Source organism: Haloferax marinisediminis, assembly GCF_009674585.1.
Classification (GTDB): Archaea; Halobacteriota; Halobacteria; order Halobacteriales; family Haloferacaceae; genus Haloferax; species Haloferax marinisediminis.
The window spans coordinates 1,930,496-1,950,878 of sequence record NZ_WKJP01000001.1; the positions used below are offsets into that span (position 1 = coordinate 1,930,496).

Below are 20,383 nucleotides of genomic sequence, written 5' to 3' on the forward strand. Positions count from 1 at the left end.
ATCGGTTCGTCGGTCGTGCGAGAAGTCACCATACCGCACGTCGTTCATACATCGGTCGAACGAACAGTGAGTATGAATCGCCGACGGTTCCTCGCTGCACTCGGTATCACGTCTACGCTCGCAGGGTGTCTCGGAAGTGACCCACCAGTCGCAGGCGACGGTGACGCGACCGATGGTGGTGGGAGCGCTCCCGGCGGAACTGGCACACCTCGTTCCGGTCCGTTCGACTTACCGATTCCCGAAGACGAACTCCGCCGTGGAGCACCAAAAGACGCCATCCCGGCTATCACCGCTCCTGTCTTCTCGGACGACTGGGCCGGATTCGACGAGGTGAACGTCGAACTCGAAGACTCCTTCGAGGTCGTCGGCGTCGAACTGGACGGAATCGCACGGGCGTACCCGCTCGCCATCTTGAACTGGCACGAAATCGTCAACGACACGTTCGACGGCCGACCCGTGGTCGTCACCTACTGTCCGCTCTGCGGAAGCGCCGTCGTCGCGGACAGACTCGTCCAGGGAGAACCCACGTACTTCGGCGTCTCCGGCTTCCTCTGGATGTCCGACCTCGTGATGTACGACGACCGAACCAACTCACTGTGGAGTCAGGTGCTCGCCACTGCGATTCGGGGCGAACTGACTGGCGACACGCTCTCGCTCCTTCCAGCGACCATCTCCACGTGGGGTGAGTGGAAGGCCTCACACCCGGACACCGAAGTCCTCGTTCCACCACCAGTATCCGGCACGATTCGCGGCCGACAGACCCGCCAGTACGCAGTCAATCCGTACACGAGTTATCAACAATCTCGGTCGATTGGTATCGGATTCAACGACGAAGTCGACGAGCGCATGCACCCCAAAACGTCGGTCATCGGCGTCACTGCCGGTGGCGTCGCCCGTGCGTATCCGTTCGACCCGGTTTCGAAAGCCGGGGTCGTCAACGACCAGGTTGCCGACCTTCCGGTCGTCGTCGCCGCGACTGACGATGGGACGCTCGTCGCGTACGTTCGTGAAATCGAGGGAACGGTCGTCGAGTTCGAGCGTGACGGTGACGTCCTCGTCGCCGACGGGTCACGGTGGGATATCGTCACTGGGCGTGCCCTCGATGGCCCGCACGACGGAACCGTCCTGACTCGTGCCAACGACCGCTCTCCGATGTTCTGGTTCGCGTGGGCGGATTTCAACCCGGGGACGGAGATTTACGGAGAATAGACCCGCACGAGAGACACTTCGAGGGGTGAGACTGTGTGACAAGAGACTTATACCGCTGTGCATCACCTCAGTGCGACAGTGTCTCCTCGGACCCGCATTTTCGTCGTTGCCCTCCTCCTCGTCGGAACGCTCGTCCCCGGGATTCCACTGTTCGTTCTCGGGTACGTCTTCGGCGGTGGTGCCACCGCAGTCGAGACTCAGTAGACGGTGGTCTGTTGGAGAAGCAGATGCAGTAGAACCGACTACGCCGAGTTCAGGATGTCGCGGACGCGACGCGGTTCGCCAGAGAGCGAGGGGCGCTTTTCGACGATTTTCAGCACCTCGTGGTCAGTGATGTCGGGATAGGCTTTGCCGACTGCCTCCTCGATGAGTTTCTTTTCGAGACGGAACTCCGTGCCCTCGTAGACCACGTCTACGCCGTCGTCGTCGAAAGAGAGAATCGTCATATCAGTTCTTGCTCTCTGCACGTATTTAAACGCACGTTGTCGGATGCGAAATCGAGCGACAGCGTCGCGTCAGACGGTTGTCTTGCGGACGGTTTATTATGGACCGCGTGTTGGTTCGGAGCGTGTCACTGGGTTCGGACCCGCTCGAAGCGCTCGAAATACCTGATGAAACGACGGTCGAAGAACACGACCTCGTGACCGACGGCGACGTCGTCGTCGGTGGACAGAGCACTATCGAGTTCGGGGTTCGCGGGCGGAACGTATTAGCCGGAGAGCGCGTCACCTTCGGCGGCGATATCGAGGCGGAAGGCGACTGCCGACTCGACATGCTGGACGACGTCGCTGGAAACGTCCTCGTCGGCGAGGACGCCTACCTCGGCGAGCGCGTCCACATCGCTGGTCGACTCATGGTCTCGGGTGACCTCGACATCGGCGACGACGTGGACATCGAAGAGGGATTCGAGGCGAACGGATGGATCGTCATCCGCAACCCGGTCCCGACGCTCGTCTTCTACTTCATCGTCCTCTCACAACTCCTCCGACTGGGCGAAGACGAAGCGGCGGACGAACTCGCCCAGACGCTACAGGGAGACTCGGCGAGCGACCCGCTCGTGATTCCCCGGAACGCGACCGTCTCCGACGACGCGTGGCGCGTCTCCACACCAGCGGAGATTGGGTCTGCGTGCCGCATCCACGGCAACATCCGTGCGCGGTCTATCGAACTCGGCGATGACAACAACGTCTTCGGGAGCCTTCGCGCCCGCGAAGACATCGTCGTCGGCTCGGGAACACGCATCCACGGCGACGTCACCACGCGAAACGGTGAAGTCGTCATCGAAGAGGGTGCGCGCGTCCTCGGCGACGTCTCCTGTAAGGACCTCCTGCTCGAACAGGGTGCGCTGGTCGACGGGACGATGCGCGCCCGTGGCGAGATGCGCATCCACCGCGACAACATCTCACGAGACGTCGAATAACCGACCGCCAGACGAGTCCCCTCTCGGGCGATAAGAACAGTCGCTGTTTGTGTCTACCCAACGATTAACCCACGACGAGGAGACTGTCGTGTATGGACAAACGACTGAAACTTCTTGCTGTCGCCCTCCTCGTGGCCCTCGCTGGGTGTACCGGCGGCGCAAACGTCGGTGGCGGCGGTGCTGACGGCGGTGAGAGTGTCAGCCTCACGGCCGACGCCTCGGGAGGCATGGAAGTCGAACCGGGGAGCGCCAGCGACGACGACATTCCACAGGTCCAACAGCGCGCAGTCATCAAGAACGGCTACGTCAGTCTGACCGTCGAGCAGTTCAACACCTCTCGTGACGCCGTCGAATCGGCGGCCGAGTCCTACGGCGGGTACGTCAGCGACTCGAACGAGCAGGTGAATCGCCGAAGCGGTGGCACCTATCGCTCTGGGTACCTCGTCGTGCGCGTCCCCTCGGACAACTTCGAGGCATTCATCGACGAGACGGAGACGCTCGGTGAAGTCGAACGCGTCGAGACGAACTCACAAGACGTGACCGACCAGTTGGTCGACATCGAAGCGCGACTGGACAATCTCCGTGTGCAGCGTGACCGACTCCGCACCCTCTACGAGAACGCGAACACAACCGACGACGTGCTCGCCGTCGAACGGCGTCTCACCGAGGTACAGACGGAAATCGAGCGACTCGAAGCACAGCAAGCGTCGCTCGAAAACCGCGTCGCGCTCTCGACGGTTCGAATCTCGCTGTCTGAGCGGCCGCCGGGCCCGGTTCAGTGGTACGACACGCCCGTCCTCGAAGCGTTCTCCGAGTCGGTCAACGGTGCGTTCGTCGCGCTCCGCGCAGTCGTCGTCGCGTTCGCCTTCGCACTGCCGTACATCGTCGTCTTCGGCGGTCTCCTGTCGCTCCTCGGCGGTGGTGTATTCGTCGCAGGGAGAGCGGCGTACAGGCGATTGACGTAGTTTCCTCGCTGGCCGCGCTCGGTTTTCTGTCATCCACTCACGGCGAGCGTTTTTCCGCCTCCACGACGTTCGTCCACGCATGCTTTCACTCGCACTCGCCGGCAAACCGAACGCCGGCAAGTCGACGTTCTACACTGCCTCGACGCTCGCGGAGGTGGACGTGGCGAACTATCCGTTTACCACTATCGACGCCAACCGCGGTGTCTCGCACGCGCGAACGCGATGTCCCTGTCTGGACCGCGACGAACGCTGTGGCAACTGTGAAGACGGGATTCGGTACGTCCCGGTCGAACTCGTGGACGTTGCGGGTCTCGTCCCGGGTGCCCACGAAGGTCGCGGCCTCGGCAATCAGTTCCTCGACGAACTCACGAACGCAGACGTCATCGTCAACGTCGTCGACGCCTCTGGTGGCACGAACGCCGAGGGTGAACCCGTCGAAGTCGGGACGTTCGACCCGGTCGAAGAGGTCGATTTCATCGAAGAAGAGCTCGAACAGTGGTTGGCAGGCATCGTCCACCGCAACTGGGAGTCGGTGGTTCGAAAGTCTCGCTCTCCGGATTTCGACCTCGACGACGCCCTCGCGGACCTCTTGACTGGCGTCGGTGCGAGTGAGTACGACATCGCCGCAGTCCTGCGAGAACTCGACTACCCGCCGAACCCACGCGAGTGGACCGACGAGGACCGCGTCGTCCTCGCGCGGGCGATTCGCCGCCGGACGAAACCCATCGTCCTCGTCGCCAACAAAGTCGACATCGCACCGGAAGAGAATCTCGAACGGCTCGCCGAGACGGGAAAACCCGTCATCGCGGCGACGGCCGACGGCGAACTCGCTCTTCGACGGGCGCGAGAGGCAGGCATCATCGATTACCATCCGGGCGACGACGACTTCGACCTCGTCGGCGACGTGAGCGGCCCCCAAGAGAAGGGACTCGAACGGATTCGAGGCCTGATGGCAGAACACGACGGGACCGGCACCCAGACTGCAATCGACACCGCCGTCTACGACGTACTCGACCACATCACCGTCTACCCGGTCCAAAACGAGTCGAAGTGGACCGACGGGACGGGGAACGTCCTCCCCGACGCCTTCCTCCTCCCACGAGGGTCGACGCCGCGTGACCTCGCCTACGCTGTTCACTCCGACATCGGTGATGGCTACCTGCACGCCGTCGATGCCAAGTCGAAACGTCGCATCGCCGAAGACCACGAACTCGAAGAGGGCGACGTCATCAAAATCGTCTCGACGGCCAAATAGCTGTCAGCTGAGTGTATTTTTGTTGCAGTTGTGTTGCTCTCAGATGGTCAGTACCTTGTCTGCAGTGCGGCATATAAACTGTACGTTGCTATATAGAAATGGGCGATTACTCTGCGGGTAGCTTCCCGCTCGAGAGCAAATTCCCGAAACTGAGTTCCTCTCGCGCAGGGTGAGGCATACGGGGCCGACACCGATGTTTTCGTTTTGGTAATCGTTGAAGACTATCGCAAATTCTCTTGTGAAGTGTTAATTTTGTCGCCAAACACAGTCATCAAATATTCACTTTATACGAGCTATTATATAATCTCACAAAATGGACTATGTACGGTAAAATATGTTTGACGTGACAGAAAAAACGATAGACGACGTCCACACGGCGTACGAGAGTGACGAACTCACCTGCCGTGAACTCGTCGAGAGCTATCTCGAACGAATCGACGCATACGACACGAACGGCCCCGAACTCAACTCGATCATCACGGTCAATCCGAACGCGACAGCACGCGCCGACGAACTCGATGCTGCGTTCGACGAAGACGGATTCGTCGGCCCCCTACATGGCATTCCAATCGTCGTCAAAGACCAGGTCGAAACAGCCGATATCAGGACGACGTTCGGGTCTGAAGCTTTTGCAGACTACCACCCCACCGCGAACGCGACGCTCATCACGAAACTCGAGGCTGCCGGGGCCGTCATCCTCGCGAAGACGAACTTGCCGGATTGGGCGACCTCGTGGTTCGGGTACTCTTCGATTATTGGGCGGACGAAGAACCCCTACGACCTCGCTCGTGACCCCGGTGGTTCGTCGAGTGGGACGGGAGCAGCAGTAGCGGCGAACCTCGGGACCGTCGGCATCGGTGAAGATACCGGCGGCTCGATTCGCCTCCCTGCTGCGTACAACAACCTCTTCGGCCTCCGTGTGACACCCGGACTTCTCAGTCGGAATGGCATGTCTCCACTCGTCGTGTCACAGGACACCCCGGGGCCGATGGCACGCACAGCAAAGGAGTTAGCACAAATCCTCGACGTCACCGTCGGATACGACGCCGAAGACGAGTACACGGCGGTGAACGAACTCACCGAAGACGCTGGCCACTACGTTGATTCACTCGACGCGGACGCCCTTTCGGGTGCGAGAATCGGTGTCCTCCGCGATGCGTTCGGTGACGAAGACGACCCGGAGAGCGGTCCAGTTACTCGGAAAGTCAACGAGGCCATCGAGACGATGGCTGATGCAGGTGCTGAGATAGTCGACCCTGTCGAAGTCCCAGACCTCGACACCCACTTAGAAAATACGTCACTCTACATCCTCCAGTCCAAGCGCGACTTGAACGAGTTCTTCGCAGCCCGTGATGACGCTCCTGTCGACTCTGTCGCAGAACTGTACGAATCCGGGCAGTATCACGAGATTCTCGACCTCCTCATCGGCATCGCCGAAGAGGGTCCAGAAGACCCGACCGAAGACCCTGACTACTGGAAGAGCGTTGCCGCCCAGTTGCAGTTCCAACGGACGGTGTTGAACGTGTATGCCGCTCACGACCTCGACATCCTTCTGTGCCCCGACGTGCAGGTCATTCCACCGACTGCCGAGGCAATCGAGGCAGGCGAACTCGACACGCTAACGTTCCCAACGAACACCATCCTCGCCTCACAGGCCGGGCTCTGTGCAGTCTCCGTTCCCACGGGACTCACTGACGATGGCCACCCGGTCGGTGTCGAACTCATCGGCAAGCCATATCGAGAGACGACCGTGCTGTCACTCGCGTATGCGTTCGAGCAGGTTGCTGACCCACGTGTCCCACCAACGACTGCGCCACCACTCGACGAGTAACCGCTCTCTACGGAGCGTGGTGAAGCGACCACTTCACCCCAACCCCTGACGGGGTGTCGTTTCAGAACTCGTGACAAGCGTTGACGATACTCGGGCACGTTTTGTAACACATGGTGTGGGGTGGAACACCAGTTGGAAGAAGGAGGTGGTCACGATGACTGAGACCGTCAGAATCGGATTCACGGGGGACGTGATGCTCGGCCGTCTCGTGAACGAGCGACAGGAGCATCGCTCGTCGGATGCGGTGTGGGGGTCGATGCGAGACCATCTCGCTGCACTCGATGGCCTCTTCATCAATCTGGAGTGCTGTCTCTCGACGCGAGGCCGGCAGTGGACACTCACACATCATCCCTTCCACTTCCGCGCTGACCCGGACTGGGCAGTTCCAGCACTGCAGGATGTCGGCGTCACGTGGGCCACGCTGGCTAACAATCACGTCCTCGACTTCGGGGAAGACGCGCTCGAAGACACGTTCTCGACGCTCGAATCGGCGGAGATTCCGTATGCCGGTGCAGGCCGAACCGAGGACCTGGCGTGGGAACCGAGTCACGTCTCCGTCGCAGGCCTCGACGTCGGACTCGTCGCGTTCACCGACAACACGCCGGAGTTCGCCGCCGACACGGACTCACCGGGAACTGCCTACGTCGAAATCGACCCGGACGACGAGGCGTGTCTGGAGCGAGTCGGGACTGCACTCGAGCGTGCCCGAGCAGGCGACCCGGACCTGCTCGTCGCGTCGGTACACTGGGGCCCGAACATGCGCGAGTATCCACCGAGGTCGTTCCGCAGGTTTGCACACTGGGTGGTCGAACAGGGCGTCGATATCTTCCACGGCCACAGCGCGCACGTGTTTCAGGGAGTCGAACTGTACGACGACTCGCTGATTCTCTACGACACTGGTGACTTCGTCGACGACTACGCGGTCGACCCCGTGCTTCGAAACGACCGGAGTTTCCTCTTCGAAGTCGAGGTGACGTCGTCGGGACGCGTTCGTTCCCTTCGAATGATTCCGACGGAAATCGCCGACTGTGCAGTCTACAGCGCCTTCCCGACGGTGGCGTCGTGGTGTCGAGACCAGATGCGAACGCGGTCGTCTCAGTTCGAGACGCAGTTCGAGGTCGAAGACGAGGCGCTCGTCGTTCGGGTGGATTCGTAGCGACGCCGTGGTGTGACGAGTGAGGTCACGGTGGGAGACGCTGACAGTACGTGACGGCGGGAACGCTGATACTGCTGGTGCGCGTACGACTGTGTATGGCAACTGGCTCACAAGTCGTCGCACGGACACAACTCTCCATGTCCGAGACACGGGTCCTCCTCGGCGTCGGACTCGCTATCGCTCTCGTTGCGGGTCTCGTCTTTCGCATCGTCGGCCAACTCGTGTTGGACCCGACGAATCCACTCGTCGTGAGTGTTGTCTTCGTCGTGACTATCCCCCTGATGTGGGCGCTCGCAGTCGGTATCTTTCGCTGGCGAGGACTCACTGGCGTGAAGCGACGCGAGGCCGCAGTGCTCCTCGTCGTCCCCGGGATGCTCGTCGACGCAGTTTCGACGGCGTTGTTCTCGGTCGTCTACCCGAACATGAGTCTCGCGTCTGCCGGTCTCTTTGGCGGTCTCTTGCTCTTGGCGTACGCGACGGTACTCATCGCAGGCTTCCTCTCTCGGTGACCCATCGAACGCTGCTCTCTTCTCGGACTGATAGAGAAAAAGTAGCAGAGGGAGGGCGGACCAGTGAACGGTGGCCGGTGAAAGACGGCCAGTAATCGAAGGACGGCAAACTGAAACGGGAAACCTGTTTTACCCCCCCGTAGACGAACGAGTATGGGTCACCGCCTTGACGAGATTGACAGGCTCATCCTCCACGCGCTGATGTCCGATGCCCGCGGCACCTCTGCACCGATGATTGCCGACGAGGTGAGTGTCTCTCCGGGGACGATACGCAACCGTATCCGCCAGCTCGAAGAGTACGGTGTCATCACCGGCTACCACGCCAACGTCGATTTCGAACAGACTGGTCATCGATTTACGAACCTCTTCGTCTGCACGGCACCGGTTCCCGAGCGGGAGCGACTCTCCAAACTCGTCCGTGAGATATCGGGTGTCGTCAACATCCGTGAACTGCTCTCTGGCCGGGGCAACCTCCACGTCCTCGCAGTCGGTGCGGACATGAACGACGTGACGCGAATCGGCCGTGAACTGTCGAATCTCGGCCTCGAAATCGAAGACGAGAACCTCGTCCGCCGAGAGTCGTTCGAACCGTACAGCCCCTTCGGACCGAACGAGCGACCCGGATTCGGTTCACTGGCAGACGTCGTGAGTCTCGCCGGCGGGTCTGAAGTCGTCGAACTCGTCGTCGCAGGAGACGCCTCCATCGTGGGCAAGACGCTTGGAGAGGTGGGCGACGACGACTTACTCGACGACGATGTGCTTGTCGTCTCTATCGAACGTGACGACGACGTACTCACCCCTCGCGGCAGGACGGCTATCGAACCGGACGACGTCGTCACCCTGCTCTCACGACGGGGGGTCGGCGAAGACACGATTCAACTCTTTTCGTCGCCCGACGAATCGGCGTCGACCGACGACTGAGTCGGCAGGGTCTCGTCTGCTGTTCAGTTGACGGTCGTCACCAGAACTCTCTCTCAGGTGCCGTTTTGCGAAAAATGAGAACCCGAGGTCCTCCCACCCGACGGGAGGTAGTGGTTCAGTCAGACGACGACCCGAACGCCGTCGGGACGCTCACGTCTGCGTGTTCAGACAGGTAGTACGCGGCGACGAAGAGGCCGACGACACCGACCGCGAGCAGTGGAATCGCGCTGACACCGTATCCACTCGCGAGGAACAGGACCGTCGCGACCGCTCCGCACAGGACTGCGTACGGAATCTGCGTGTTCACGTGGTCGACGTGGTCTGACCCGGCGAACATCGACGACAGGACCGTCGTGTCGCTGATGGGCGAACAGTGGTCACCGAACAGCGAACCGGTGAGGATGGCCCCAATCGCGCCCGGGAGTGGTGCGCCGAGGTTGAAGGCGAGTGGGACTGCGACGGGGAACATGATTCCCATCGTCCCCCACGACGTGCCGATGGAGAACGAGATAATCGCTGCGGCGAGGAAGACGACTGCCGGAAGGAGTTCCGGCGTGATGATTCCCTCTGCGATGCTGACGACGTAGGGACCGACGCCGAGTGCCTCACTGACCGACCCGATGGTCCACGCCAACGAGAGGACGGCGACGGGGAACATGACCATCTTGAATCCCTCGAAGATGGAGTCACTGATGTCTTCGAGTTCGACGCGAGCGTGGCCCACGAGGATGGCGAGCAACAGCGCACACGCCGAGAAGACACCCCAGAGGATGGAGTCGGCAGTCGCCGCGCCTTTCAGCGCTTCGACGGGGGCCTTCGTGGGCCATCCGCCGGAGTAGAGGAGTCCGAACCCAGTCACGGCGACGAGTGCGACGATGGGTGCGGCGAAGTACCACCAGCGCGAATCGACGTGGTCTGGCGTGACGATGTCCTCTTCACGCGTCTCGATGAGGGGGTCGGCGTCGTCGCCGAGGACCTTCCCTTCCTCTTTTGCACGACGCTCGGCACGCTTCATCGGGCCGAAGTTCCAACCCATCCCGACGAGGATGAACACGAGCACCACCGCGAGCAGACTGTAAAAGCGGAAGGGGATGCTCTGGAGGAAGACGACGAACGCGCTCTGGTCGATACCGAGCGCGGTGAACTGCTCTTTGATGAGGCCGACTTCGAATCCGACCCACGTCGAGACGACGGCGACGCTCACGACCGGCGAGGTGGTGGAGTCGAGGAGGTACGCGAGTTTCTCCCGACTGATGTCGAACTTGTCGGTGATTGGGCGCATCACCGACCCCGTAATCATCGTACTCGCGTACGAGTCGACGAAGATGAGCATCCCGAGGATGCCCGTCCCGAGTTCGGCCTGCTTTCGTGTTTTAATCCGAGAGATGATGCGCTGTGCGAGCGCGTTCATCCCGCCCGAGAGGAAAATCATCCCGAGCATCGCCCCCGAGAGGAACGTGAACAACAGCAGTTTGCTGTTGAAGGAGGCGGTGATGTTGTCGATGACCAACTGGAGCGAGTACGCGGCCCCACCGATGGGGTTCCACCCAACCAGAATGGTCGCGCCAATCCAAATTCCAGTGAACAGTGACAAGAGCACCTGCCGACTCACCAACGTCAGCACGATGGCGAAGAGCGCTGGCAGGAGACTTATCACTCCGTGCGTCTCTGCAGGCATGACAAACGTTTCATCACTGACTCGGGAATTTAACAGTTTTCACTCAGTATCGAGCAAATAAGACGAACGAAATGTGGTGAGTTGTCGTAGTCCGAGCCTCGAATCGACAGACGAAGGTCGGATGTTGCCTCAGATGACCGCGTCGTACGCGTCGCCCATGATGTCGATTGCTTCGCGGAGTGACTCGGTGTCTGTCGCGTAGGAGAGTCGGGCGTACCCCTCTCCGTTCTCACCGAACGCCTCGCCGGGGACGATGATGACGCCGCGGTCGATACACTCGTCCACGAAGCCTTCGGGGACTTCCGGCATGGCGTAGAAGGCACCTTTCGGCGTCGGGACGTGCAGGCCGATATCTTCGAGGCCCTCGACGACGAGGTCACGGCGCTCGCGGAACGTCTCTGTCATCTCTTCGATGCGGTCTTGTGGACCAGTGAGCGCCGCTTCGGCGGCGAACTGCGCGGGTGCAGAGGCACACGCCTGCACGTACTGGTGGACACGGACCATCCGTTCGACCCGTCGGGACGACCCGTAAACCCACCCGAGACGCCACCCAGTCATCGAGAAGAGTTTGGACGCCGAGTTGACGACGACGACGTTGTCCGTCTCGGCGAACTCGATTGGCGAACGGTGTTCGCCTTCGAAGACCGTGTACTCGTACACCTCGTCAGAGATACAGAGCACGTCGTGTTCGTCGGCGATGCGGGCGAACTCCTCGATGTCTTCCGGCGGCGAGACGGCCCCCGTCGGGTTGCCGGGGCTGTTCACGACGAACGCCGCGGTGTCTTCGGTGATGGCTTCCTCGACGGCGGCGGGGTCGAGTGTCAGGTCGTCGCGGAGCGGCACAGGGACGGGCTCTCCGCCTGCGAGTTTCGTCAGCGCGTCGTACGAGACGAAGCCCGGGTCGGGGATGATGACTTCGTCGCCCTGGTTGACGTGTGCCTCGATGGCGATGTGAAGCGCCTCACTCCCGCCGGCGGTGGCGATGACGTCGTCCGGGTCGAGGTCGATGCCCTGATCGCGGTGGTGCTTCTCGGCGATTGCTTCACGGAGGCTCTGGAGGCCTTTGTTCCCGGTGTAGCCATCGGCCTCTCCCGACTGAATCGCTTCGATAGCCGCCTGCCGAGCGTGCTCGGGCGCGGGGAAGTCTGGTTGCCCCAGTCCGAGGTTGATTGCGTCCTCGCCCGCCGCTTCGAACACTTTGCGAATACCGCTGATGGAGATTCGCTCCACCCGGTCGGAGAAGTGTGTCATGTTCTACCCGGCGTCGGCATTCGGGATAGTTCTTCCCACGCACAGTCGGCCGAACTCGTCGTCCATTCGACGGGTTTTGGGGTTGGTACCGGAGATTTGTTCCGGTATCTGTGAGAGGCCAATTCCTCGAATTTGCTAGTTATGGGTAGTCGGACGGGGGTACGGCACGTCTACAGGGTCTTTTCGGGTAACCGACGCCGCGTCCATCATTACCGCGTGCGTTTGCTGAATAAAGGTGTAATTCGTAATGGTGGCAATGACAGAGGCACCACGACCGACTTCGACGACCCGTAGACGATTCCTGCAGACGACCGGTCTCGCCGCGACCGCCGGGTTTGCAGGCTGTCTCGGCGGGTCGGGTGGGAGTAGCCTCGACGAACTGAACGTCGCCTACATGCCCATCTACCCCGACATGCAGTACTTCGTCATGCAGGAAGAGGGGATGTTCGACGAACTCTCCGTCCCCGTGTCGGGAAAGAAGTTCTCCGACGGGCCGAGCATCGTCCAGGCTTCGGCGAAAGGCGACTTCGACGTGATGATGTTCGGCATCGTCCCGGCGATGATCGTCGTCGACAAGGGAATTCCCGCGAAGATTACCGCGGCGAACATCAAGAACGCGATGGAGATTCTCGCGACCGACGAGTTCGCGGCGATGTGGGACGAACACGGCAAAGAGGCGTTCGCCAAGTTCGAGGAAGAGAAGGGCCGCAAATTCACCTTCGGTACCTTCCCACCGGGGTCGGTCCCGGACATCCTGCTCCGCTACTGGGTGCAGAACACGCTCGGTCTCGACCCCGAAGAAGACGTGAACATCAAAGGACTCGGCGGCGCCGCCGCGGTCCAGCAAGCGCTCCTCTCGAACAAAATCGACGGGACGAGCATCATGGAACCCGTGCCGACGGTCATCGACGCCAACGACGCACCCTTCCAGTCGATCGCGTGGGCCGGCGACTTCATGCCCGGTCAACCTGCGGCGGTCACCCTCATGCACGACCGACTCCGCGAGGAGAACCGCGAGATTGCGTCCGAGTTCGTCCAACTGCACCAAAAAGCGACGCAGTTCGTCGCCGACAACCCGCAGAAAGCCGCTGAGCACGCGAGCACGGTCATTGGTGAGAGCGCGCTGCCGGTCGAGACGGCCCGCACGGCGCTCGACTCCCCGGCGTCGGACTTCATCACGAACCCTCACGACATCGAGGGCGGAGCGAAGATTTTCGCCGACTACGCGCAGACGCTCGGCAAGACCGAGGCACAGTTGACCGTCGACGAACTGTTCGACTACGGCATCTACGACTCACTATGAGCAACGACGAAGTCGGCGCGAACGTCGCCCTCTCGGACACCGACGAGCGACTGCTCGACCGACTCGCAGCGTTCTCTTCGGAACAGACGGGCCTCGCCGCCGCTGGCTTCGTTGGCTTCCTCGCTATCTGGTACGTCGCTGCGTCGTTCCAACCGACGTACCTCCTCCCATCACCGGTCGAAGTGTCGGCGGCGTTCGTCACCGAACTCACCACGCCAGAGACGCTGGGTGTTCCATTCACCGGTGTCGAACTCCCCGCGACGCGCCTCCTCGCGAAACTCGTCCAGAGTCTCTATCACTACATTCCGGGACTCCTCATCGGGACGACGCTCGGTATCACTGCCGGCGTCGCCATGGGATGGAACGACCGGGTCGACAGCGTCTTTACGCCCGTCACGCGCATCCTTCGCCCGATTCCCCCACTGGCGTGGATTGGCTTCGCCGTCATCTGGCTCGGCGTCAACCACCGGGGCGCGACGTTCATCGTCGCCATCGGGTCGTTCTGGATCAACTTCTACAGCGCCTACGGCGGTGTCGAAGGCGTCTCGAACGACCTCAAGGAAGTCGCCGCGACGCTCGGCGTCGACGACGACCTGACCATGATTCGGAAGGTAGTCCTTCCCGCCGCCAGTCCCTCTATCATGACCGGCATCCGGACGAGCATCGGCCAGTGTTGGATGATCGTGGTCGCGGCCGAACTCATCGTCGGCGTCGGCGTCGGCTACGAGATTCTCAACACGGCACAGAACCTCGCGATGGACGTCTCCGTCGCCTACATGCTCGTCATCAGTCTCGTCTTCCTCGTGAGTGACGGCCTCTTCCGCCGGGTCGAACGGCGGGTTCTGGAGTGGAGAGCATGAGTAGTAACCTATCCCAGCAGACGACCGACGAACCGGCCAAGGAGACCACTGTCGCCGTCGAATCGCTCGGCAAGACGTACGAATCCGACCGCCGGACCGTCGAGGCGCTCTCGGACGTGAACTTCACCGTCGACGAAGGCGAGTTCGTCTGCATCGTCGGCCCGTCGGGGTGTGGCAAGACGACGCTGTTTCGCGTCATCGCCGGCCTCGAAGAGGCAACAGTTGGGCAGGTCACGCTCGACGGTGAACCCGTCACCGGCCCCGGAACCGACCGCGGAATGGTCTTCCAAGAGTACGGCCTGTTCCCGTGGCGGACCGTCGCCGAGAACGTCGCCTTCGGCCTCGAAGAACAGGGCGTCGACGGGCCGACACGCGCTGCCCGTGTCGACGAGATGCTCCGACTGGTCGGCCTCGACGGGTTCACCGACGCCTACCCGAAGGAACTCTCCGGCGGGATGAAACAGCGCGTCGGCATCGCTCGCGCCCTCGCCGTCGACCCCGAACTGCTCCTCATGGACGAACCGTTCGGCGCAGTCGACGCCCAGACCCGTGACATGCTCCACGAGGAACTCCTCGACATCTGGGCCGAGACGGACAAGACCGTCCTCTTCGTCACCCACGACGTGGAGGAGGCAGTCACGCTCGCCGACCGCGTGGTCGTCATGGCCGCGAATCCCGGCCGCGTCCGCGAAATCGTGAGTGTCGATATCGACCGCCCACGCGAGCGAACCGACCCAGTGTTCGCCGAGTACGTCGAGCGGATTCGCGGACTGATTGGGGAGTAACGGTCCCTACTCGGGGCTCACTCCCGCGCCTCTCGTAACTCCTCGACGTGTGAATCGATGACCGACAGCGTCGCGTCGGCGTCGACGTAGCCATTCTCGTACTCCGACATCGCGCTGTTGTAGTCGCTCAGGAACTGTGCTACGGCGTCGTCCAGTTCGTCGCTCATACACGTCCGTTGCCCCGCCATCTGATTTGAACCTTCGGCACGCGAGCGACGAAGCGACGACCACGAACACCCGCGTTCGGACCGTCGATTTATCACCACGCCTCGCCAACGCGCCGGTAGTGACGACCCTCCGCTTCGAGGACGGAACCGTTCACGTCGACGGCGACCCAGACGTCGGTGCCGCGCTCGCCGACCTGTCGAGCGTCGAAGCCGACCCGAGAAGCGGCGGCTATCGCGCGCCGGCGATGCAGTACGCCGCGATTCGAGACGCCCTCGACGCGGCCGGTCTCAACTACGACGACCGAGTCGCGGCCACGACCCACTCTGGTCTCGCGCTTACGACCACCTACGACCTCCGCGAGTACCAACGAGCGGCCCTCGATGCGTGGCTCGACGGCGACAGTCGCGGTGTCATCGAACTCCCGACGGGCGCGGGAAAGACGGTCATCGCCGTCGCGGCGATGGTCGCCCACTCAGTGCCGACGCTCGTCGTGGTTCCGACCATCGACTTACAGGACCAGTGGATTCGCGAACTCGAAACCGAATTCGACGTTCCAGTCGGTCGGTTCGGCGGCGGTGAACAGCGACAGGAGGCTCTCACCGTCTCGACCTACGACTCGGCGTATCTCCGCGCCGACGACGTGGGTGGCGATTTCGGACTCGTCGTCTTCGACGAAGTTCATCACCTCGGCGGCGCGGGCTATCAGGACATCCCGCGATTCCTCACGGCACCCGCCCGACTCGGCCTCACCGCGACGTTCGAACGCCCCGACGACGCCCACGAACAGGTTGCCGAACTCGTCGGCCCACGAGTCTACGAACTCGCCGTCGACGACTTGGCGGGCGACCACCTCGCCGACTACGAGGTTCGCCGAATCGAAGTCGAACTCACCGCCGAGGAGCGCGGGACGTACGACGAGGCACAGGAGACGTTCGTGAACTACCTGCGGACCTCGGGCCTCTCGATGCAGTCCGGAAGCGACTACCAGAAACTCGTGATGCGTTCGGGGACCGACCCGCGTGCGCGAGAGGCCCTCCTTGCCAAGCAACGCGCCCGCGACGTGATGATGAACTCCGACGCGAAGGTGGACAAACTGGCCCGCCTACTCGCCCGGCACCGAGACGACCGAGTCATCATCTTCACTGCCTCGACGGACCTCGTCTACCGCATCGCACGGCGGTTTCTCGTTCCGCCAATCACCAGCGAGACGGGCACGAAAGAGCGCAGAGAGATTCTCACCCGATTCCGCGACGGCACCTACGACACTGTCGTCGCGGCCAACGTCCTCGACGAAGGTGTGGACGTGCCCGACGCGAACGTCGGTATCCTCCTCTCCGGGTCGGGGTCTGAACGTGAGTTCACCCAGCGACTCGGACGCATCCTTCGCCCGAAAGCCGACGGTTCGACGGCGCTGCTCTACGAACTCGTGAGCGTCGAGACGGCAGAAGAACGCGTCGCCGAGAGACGACGGTGAGTCGGGCCGACGTTAGACGAGAGAGACGTCTAACTCGCCGTTCTTGGCGAAGTCGCCGTACTGCGCGTCGAATTCGACGCTGAAGGAGGCCGTTTCACCCGATGGAACCGTCACGTCGGCGTCTCGAATCGACTCGCTTCCGCCGACGACGATTCGAACTCTGACCGTCGCCACTCGCTCTGAGCCGGCGTCGTTGACGACCTCACCGAAGACGCGAAGTCGTCCGTCGTCGGTCGATTCGAAGTCGAAATCCGAGATACGAACCGGTGGAACCTCCGGTGTGTTCCGTGGTTCGCCGGCGGGCGCCTCTGGTGGGTTTCGCGGCCCCGTGGCGTTCGGGAGTGCGCCGAGACAGCCCGACGAGAGACCGAGTGCGACCAGTCCAAGGAGGCGACGTCGCTCCATACGCTGGCGTCCGCCGCGGATGCAAAGAACCTTGCCGTCCGCACCGACGGCCCGGACCGACCGCCCGAGGTGCTTTTGTCCCACGCTCTCCTCGTGTCGATAGTGCTGACGAAGGACCTGCTTCGCGTGTCGCGGGCGGGCGGTGGCTATCATCCACAGTTCGCCGACAGAGGGGACCGGCCACTCGCCGCGAAGACGATTGGTGTCTTCCAGCGTCACGTCGGAGCGTCGAGAGACAGTCTCGACGAGGCGCTCGCGGCGCTCGAATCGGAGGCCGACGATTTCAAACTCGCCAGAGGGTTCGCGTCGCTTCTCGACCGCGAGGCAGTGTTCGAGACCGACGCACCGCTCCCACCGGTTCGCGCCCGCCGTGCCGCGTTCGAGGCGGCGATGGCTGTCGGTGGCGTCACGACACCCGAGGAACGCGACGCGGCGCTCGAAGCGGCGGCGACGTCGCTCGGGTCCACGCCCGAGGCCGTGGATTCGTCGCTCACTGCCGACCGTGACGTCGAACAGGTACTCGTCGAGTTCGACCCACGGTGGACACCTGACGAGTTGCTCGCCCAGTACAATCTATCGCTCGCACAGACCTGCCTTTTCGATGCGACCGAAGTTCGCGTCCGCAGTTCCGACCCGAAAGCGCTGGTCTCTGCAGTCAAACGGTTGCGACTCATGTACGAGATTCAGAAGACTGACCGTGGGCGTGAAGTCGTCGTCACTGGCCCAGACGCACTGTTTCAGCGGACGCGCCGCTACGGGACGTCGTTCGCCCGCCTGCTCCGGTCAGTCGCAACCGCTGGTGAGTGGTCCCTGACCGCGACCATCGACGACCGGGGCCGTAAGCGAGAGATGCGACTCACGAGCGACGACGTCTCCGTTCCGGGTGTCGAACCGATGGCAGAACCCGGATTCGACAGCGACGTGGAAGCGGACTTCGCCGCCCGATTCCGTGGCCTCGACCTCGACTGGGAGTTGGTCCGTGAACCCGAACCGCTGGAGACCGGAACGAGCGTCATGATTCCCGACTTCGCGTTCGACTACAAGTTCGGTGAGTTCCGCGTCTTCTTCGAAATTATGGGCTTCTGGACGCCCAACTACGTCGACAAGAAACTGCGACAACTCGACGACGTCGAAGAGGTCGACATGCTCGTCGCTGTCGACGAATCGCTCGGCGTCAGCGAAGACATCGAGGCGCGCGACCATCGGGCGATTCCGTACACTGGGTCTGTGCGCGTAAAAGACGTGGTAGACGTGCTTCGGGAGTACGAATCTGCACTCGTCGCAGACGCCACGTCGTCGCTACCGGACGAACTCGTCCCCGACGACGACGTGGTATCACTCGCGGACCTCGCGGCCGCCCGTGGCGTCGCTCTCGATGCTCTCGAAGACGTCGCGTTCCCCGACCACGAACTCGTCGGGCGGACACTCGTTCGGCCGCACGTTCTCGACTCGGTCGCTGCGTCGGTCGAACCCGGGATGTCGCTTTCCGAGGCGGAAACCGCCCTCGACGAGTGGGGTCTCGACGATGCGAGCGCGCTGCTCTCACGTCTCGGCTACCGAGTCGAGTGGGAGGGGTTGACCGGCGGAACGGTTCGAAAGAAAGACGAGACGTAGGATTCAGTCCAGTTTGACGAGGTCTTCTTGTCGGCCCTTCGGGACCGTCGAGCGGAGCTCGCCGTGGAGGTAGAGACCGACGCCGAGGGGTTCGAGTTCGCCGGCGAGTTCGTGGGCGGCGACGAGGTAGCCCCAGTCTCCCTCCCATCGGTCGAGTTGCTGGTCGTGCCCGGCGACGAACGCCTTCGCTTCGCCCGGACTGAGTTCGATGACGTTCTTCGTCGCGCCGCGACAGAACCGCTGGACGGCGTTGGTCGAAGGTTTCCAGTGTCGCTGTCGCGTTCGGAGGATGCGCATTCCGAGCCCTTCGACCTGAATGGGGTCGACCATCTCGGCGGGGAACGCCCAAATCTTCCCTGCGCCCTTCTCCCAGAAGGTGTAGTTCTCGAAGGTCTCGGGGTCGAGGCCGAAGCGCTCGACCCACCAGTCGACGACTTCTTCCCGAGAGGGGCGGCCTTCGACGACGCGGTCTTCGGGGGTCTCTGGGAGCCGGTCGAACTGCTGACCCCAGTTTTCGTCTTCGGCGGTCTCGTCTCTCATGTCTTCACCTCCAGTTTCGCGGTGAAGAACCCGCCCGTGTCGTTCTGGTGCGGGTAGACGCGACGGGCCTTGGCGACCGAGGGGTCGTACTCGTCACCTTCCCACTCGGTGACGCCCGGCGACGTTTCGAACTCGTCGGGGACGTCCCACTCGACGACTTCACAGTCTTCGCGTTCGAGCACGAAGTCGAGGATTGCTTCGTTCTCTTCGGGCGCGAACGTACACGTGGAGTAGACGACTGTCCCGCCGGGTTTCGTCACCTGCACGGCACGTCGGAGGATGCCTTTCTGGACGCCTGCGACGCTGTGGACGTGGTTCATCGTCCACTCGTCGAGCACGTCCGGGTTCTTTCGACAGGTGCCCTCACACGAACACGGTGCGTCGACGAGGACGCGGTCGAACTGGTCGAACGCGCCCGGTTTCTCGGGCGTCTGCTCGCCGAACGGTTTCATCGAGAAGTTCCGCGCGTCCTGATTGGTCACGACCAGATTGGTTACGCCGAGTCGTTCGGCGTTGTGGCGGAGCGCTGAGAGACGCCCGAGGTTGTTGTCGTTGCCGACGAGGACGCCTTCGTCGTTCATCATCGCTGCAATCTGGGTGGTCTTCGACCCGGGCGCTGCGCAGGTATCCCAGATGCGTTCGCCCGGTTGTGGGTCGAGCGCGATAGCCGGGAGGGCAGAGACTTCCTCTTGCCCGTGGAGCCAGCCGTGGAAGTACGGCCAGTTCGTCCCTGCAGTGCTATCTTCGAGCTTCAGGATGCCAGGGTGCCAGTCTGTCTGTTCGTACGCAACGCCCTCGTCGTCGAGTGCCTCGCGGGCACGCTCCACCGTCGTTTTGATGGTGTTGACGCGGACGACAGACGGGAGTGGCCGCTCACAGGCCTCGAAGAATGCCTCCTCGTCGTCCACGAGTGGCGCGTACCGCTGGAGCGGGTTCATACCAGTCGATTCCGTGGGGGCGCGTTTGTCGGTTTCGGAGTGAGCGAGCGCCGTGTTCTCGACCGACTGTTCGAACTGGCCCCGTTCGACCGGCCGATTTC

21 protein-coding genes are annotated in these 20,383 nt (G+C 62.2%); 14 read left to right on the forward strand and 7 right to left on the reverse strand.

Features of this window, described 5'->3' with window-relative positions; genetic code table 11:
* Positions 1 to 72: 72 nt before the first annotated feature.
* Complete coding sequence (locus GJR98_RS10045; protein WP_151137925.1) at positions 73 to 1,209, forward strand: DUF3179 domain-containing protein; 1,137 nt, start codon at positions 73 to 75, stop codon at positions 1,207 to 1,209.
* 78 nt (positions 1,210 to 1,287) lie between these two features.
* Positions 1,288 to 1,413, forward strand: coding sequence for a hypothetical protein (locus GJR98_RS17820; protein ID WP_255518417.1), 126 nt, complete (start codon positions 1,288 to 1,290; stop codon positions 1,411 to 1,413).
* Between the two features lie 38 nt (positions 1,414 to 1,451).
* On the opposite strand, the gene GJR98_RS10050 is transcribed toward GJR98_RS17820, so the two are convergent.
* Positions 1,452 to 1,655: a DUF5800 family protein gene (locus GJR98_RS10050; protein ID WP_151137928.1), complete on the reverse strand. Its 204-nt coding sequence runs from the start codon at positions 1,653 to 1,655 to the stop codon at positions 1,452 to 1,454.
* A 122-nt stretch (positions 1,656 to 1,777) separates the two neighbouring features.
* Between GJR98_RS10050 and GJR98_RS10055 the strand changes: the two genes are divergently transcribed.
* The 7 genes from GJR98_RS10055 (at position 1,778) to GJR98_RS10085 (ending at position 9,266) form a co-directional block, all read left to right on the forward strand.
* Positions 1,778 to 2,629 carry a polymer-forming cytoskeletal protein gene (locus tag GJR98_RS10055; RefSeq protein WP_151137931.1) on the forward strand — a complete coding sequence of 284 codons (852 nt, stop codon included), beginning with the start codon at positions 1,778 to 1,780 and terminating at the stop codon, positions 2,627 to 2,629.
* 92 nt (positions 2,630 to 2,721) lie between these two features.
* On the forward strand, positions 2,722 to 3,594 hold the full coding sequence (locus tag GJR98_RS10060) for a DUF4349 domain-containing protein (protein WP_151137933.1): 873 nt from the start codon (positions 2,722 to 2,724) through the stop codon (positions 3,592 to 3,594).
* 79 nt (positions 3,595 to 3,673) lie between these two features.
* Complete coding sequence (locus GJR98_RS10065; protein ID WP_151137936.1) at positions 3,674 to 4,849, forward strand: redox-regulated ATPase YchF; 1,176 nt, start codon at positions 3,674 to 3,676, stop codon at positions 4,847 to 4,849.
* Positions 4,850 to 5,183: 334 nt separating this feature from the next.
* The gene (locus GJR98_RS10070) at positions 5,184 to 6,680 is read left to right on the forward strand and encodes an amidase (RefSeq protein ID WP_151137938.1); all 1,497 of its coding nucleotides are present in this window, start codon (positions 5,184 to 5,186) and stop codon (positions 6,678 to 6,680) included.
* A 154-nt stretch (positions 6,681 to 6,834) separates the two neighbouring features.
* Positions 6,835 to 7,836 carry a CapA family protein gene (locus GJR98_RS10075; protein WP_151137940.1) on the forward strand — a complete coding sequence of 334 codons (1,002 nt, stop codon included), beginning with the start codon at positions 6,835 to 6,837 and terminating at the stop codon, positions 7,834 to 7,836.
* Positions 7,837 to 7,931: 95 nt separating this feature from the next.
* Complete coding sequence (locus tag GJR98_RS10080) at positions 7,932 to 8,345, forward strand: DUF5367 family protein (protein WP_151137943.1); 414 nt, start codon at positions 7,932 to 7,934, stop codon at positions 8,343 to 8,345.
* Positions 8,346 to 8,498: 153 nt separating this feature from the next.
* Positions 8,499 to 9,266 carry an Lrp/AsnC family transcriptional regulator gene (locus GJR98_RS10085; RefSeq protein WP_151137946.1) on the forward strand — a complete coding sequence of 256 codons (768 nt, stop codon included), beginning with the start codon at positions 8,499 to 8,501 and terminating at the stop codon, positions 9,264 to 9,266.
* A 115-nt stretch (positions 9,267 to 9,381) separates the two neighbouring features.
* Here the strand turns inward: GJR98_RS10085 and GJR98_RS10090 are convergent, their stop codons facing one another.
* Entirely contained in the window at positions 9,382 to 10,944 is a 1,563-nt protein-coding gene (locus GJR98_RS10090; protein WP_151137949.1) for a Na+/H+ antiporter NhaC family protein, read from the reverse strand.
* 129 nt (positions 10,945 to 11,073) lie between these two features.
* Positions 11,074 to 12,195: a pyridoxal phosphate-dependent aminotransferase gene (locus GJR98_RS10095; protein ID WP_151137951.1), complete on the reverse strand. Its 1,122-nt coding sequence runs from the start codon at positions 12,193 to 12,195 to the stop codon at positions 11,074 to 11,076.
* 256 nt (positions 12,196 to 12,451) lie between these two features.
* On the opposite strand from GJR98_RS10095, the gene GJR98_RS10100 reads away from it, so the two are divergent.
* From GJR98_RS10100 to GJR98_RS10110, 3 genes are read left to right on the forward strand one after another with little or no spacing between them, the layout of a single operon-like run.
* Complete coding sequence (locus tag GJR98_RS10100) at positions 12,452 to 13,498, forward strand: ABC transporter substrate-binding protein (protein ID WP_151139424.1); 1,047 nt, start codon at positions 12,452 to 12,454, stop codon at positions 13,496 to 13,498.
* On the forward strand, positions 13,495 to 14,358 hold the full coding sequence (locus tag GJR98_RS10105) for an ABC transporter permease (protein WP_151137954.1): 864 nt from the start codon (positions 13,495 to 13,497) through the stop codon (positions 14,356 to 14,358). The genes GJR98_RS10100 and GJR98_RS10105 overlap by 4 nt, the downstream gene beginning before the upstream one ends.
* The gene (locus GJR98_RS10110; protein ID WP_151137957.1) at positions 14,355 to 15,143 is read left to right on the forward strand and encodes an ABC transporter ATP-binding protein; all 789 of its coding nucleotides are present in this window, start codon (positions 14,355 to 14,357) and stop codon (positions 15,141 to 15,143) included. The genes GJR98_RS10105 and GJR98_RS10110 overlap by 4 nt, the downstream gene beginning before the upstream one ends.
* A 17-nt stretch (positions 15,144 to 15,160) precedes the next feature.
* Here GJR98_RS10110 and GJR98_RS17490 read toward each other — a convergent pair whose 3' ends face one another.
* The gene (locus GJR98_RS17490; RefSeq protein ID WP_191965447.1) at positions 15,161 to 15,310 is read right to left on the reverse strand and encodes a hypothetical protein; all 150 of its coding nucleotides are present in this window, start codon (positions 15,308 to 15,310) and stop codon (positions 15,161 to 15,163) included.
* Positions 15,311 to 15,429: 119 nt separating this feature from the next.
* On the opposite strand from GJR98_RS17490, the gene GJR98_RS10115 reads away from it, so the two are divergent.
* Positions 15,430 to 16,785, forward strand: a complete 1,356-nt coding sequence (locus GJR98_RS10115; protein WP_151139425.1) for a DEAD/DEAH box helicase family protein — start codon at positions 15,430 to 15,432, stop codon at positions 16,783 to 16,785.
* A gap of 12 nt (positions 16,786 to 16,797) precedes the next feature.
* Here GJR98_RS10115 and GJR98_RS10120 read toward each other — a convergent pair whose 3' ends face one another.
* Positions 16,798 to 17,190 carry a transcriptional initiation protein Tat gene (locus GJR98_RS10120; protein ID WP_151139426.1) on the reverse strand — a complete coding sequence of 131 codons (393 nt, stop codon included), beginning with the start codon at positions 17,188 to 17,190 and terminating at the stop codon, positions 16,798 to 16,800.
* A gap of 102 nt (positions 17,191 to 17,292) precedes the next feature.
* Here GJR98_RS10120 and GJR98_RS10125 point away from each other — a divergent pair, with 102 nt between their 5' ends.
* Positions 17,293 to 18,804: a DUF790 family protein gene (locus GJR98_RS10125; RefSeq protein WP_151137959.1), complete on the forward strand. Its 1,512-nt coding sequence runs from the start codon at positions 17,293 to 17,295 to the stop codon at positions 18,802 to 18,804.
* A gap of 3 nt (positions 18,805 to 18,807) precedes the next feature.
* On the opposite strand, the gene GJR98_RS10130 is transcribed toward GJR98_RS10125, so the two are convergent.
* Both GJR98_RS10130 and GJR98_RS10135 read right to left on the reverse strand, forming a co-directional pair.
* On the reverse strand, positions 18,808 to 19,344 hold the full coding sequence (locus GJR98_RS10130; RefSeq protein ID WP_151137963.1) for a DUF7122 family protein: 537 nt from the start codon (positions 19,342 to 19,344) through the stop codon (positions 18,808 to 18,810).
* Entirely contained in the window at positions 19,341 to 20,282 is a 942-nt protein-coding gene (locus GJR98_RS10135; protein ID WP_151137966.1) for an RsmB/NOP family class I SAM-dependent RNA methyltransferase, read from the reverse strand. Before GJR98_RS10135 ends, GJR98_RS10130 begins: the two co-directional genes overlap by 4 nt.
* Between the last annotated feature and the right edge of the window lie 101 nt (positions 20,283 to 20,383).

What these genes read in the sequence shown, in the direction of transcription:
- GJR98_RS10045 (WP_151137925.1), top strand. Translation starts at nt 73, where the DNA reads ATGAATCGCCGACGGTTCCTCGCTGCACTCGGTATCACGTCTACGCTC.
- GJR98_RS10050 (WP_151137928.1), bottom strand. Translation starts at nt 1,655, where the DNA reads ATGACGATTCTCTCTTTCGACGACGACGGCGTAGACGTGGTCTACGAG.
- GJR98_RS10060 (WP_151137933.1), top strand. Translation starts at nt 2,722, where the DNA reads ATGGACAAACGACTGAAACTTCTTGCTGTCGCCCTCCTCGTGGCCCTC.
- GJR98_RS10065 (WP_151137936.1), top strand. Translation starts at nt 3,674, where the DNA reads ATGCTTTCACTCGCACTCGCCGGCAAACCGAACGCCGGCAAGTCGACG.
- GJR98_RS10070 (WP_151137938.1), top strand. Translation starts at nt 5,184, where the DNA reads ATGTTTGACGTGACAGAAAAAACGATAGACGACGTCCACACGGCGTAC.
- GJR98_RS10075 (WP_151137940.1), top strand. Translation starts at nt 6,835, where the DNA reads ATGACTGAGACCGTCAGAATCGGATTCACGGGGGACGTGATGCTCGGC.
- GJR98_RS10080 (WP_151137943.1), top strand. Translation starts at nt 7,932, where the DNA reads ATGGCAACTGGCTCACAAGTCGTCGCACGGACACAACTCTCCATGTCC.
- GJR98_RS10085 (WP_151137946.1), top strand. Translation starts at nt 8,499, where the DNA reads ATGGGTCACCGCCTTGACGAGATTGACAGGCTCATCCTCCACGCGCTG.
- GJR98_RS10090 (WP_151137949.1), bottom strand. Translation starts at nt 10,944, where the DNA reads ATGCCTGCAGAGACGCACGGAGTGATAAGTCTCCTGCCAGCGCTCTTC.
- GJR98_RS10095 (WP_151137951.1), bottom strand. Translation starts at nt 12,195, where the DNA reads ATGACACACTTCTCCGACCGGGTGGAGCGAATCTCCATCAGCGGTATT.
- GJR98_RS10100 (WP_151139424.1), top strand. Translation starts at nt 12,452, where the DNA reads ATGACAGAGGCACCACGACCGACTTCGACGACCCGTAGACGATTCCTG.
- GJR98_RS10105 (WP_151137954.1), top strand. Translation starts at nt 13,495, where the DNA reads ATGAGCAACGACGAAGTCGGCGCGAACGTCGCCCTCTCGGACACCGAC.
- GJR98_RS10110 (WP_151137957.1), top strand. Translation starts at nt 14,355, where the DNA reads ATGAGTAGTAACCTATCCCAGCAGACGACCGACGAACCGGCCAAGGAG.
- GJR98_RS17490 (WP_191965447.1), bottom strand. Translation starts at nt 15,310, where the DNA reads ATGAGCGACGAACTGGACGACGCCGTAGCACAGTTCCTGAGCGACTAC.
- GJR98_RS10120 (WP_151139426.1), bottom strand. Translation starts at nt 17,190, where the DNA reads ATGGAGCGACGTCGCCTCCTTGGACTGGTCGCACTCGGTCTCTCGTCG.
- GJR98_RS10130 (WP_151137963.1), bottom strand. Translation starts at nt 19,344, where the DNA reads ATGAGAGACGAGACCGCCGAAGACGAAAACTGGGGTCAGCAGTTCGAC.
- GJR98_RS10135 (WP_151137966.1), bottom strand. Translation starts at nt 20,282, where the DNA reads ATGAACCCGCTCCAGCGGTACGCGCCACTCGTGGACGACGAGGAGGCA.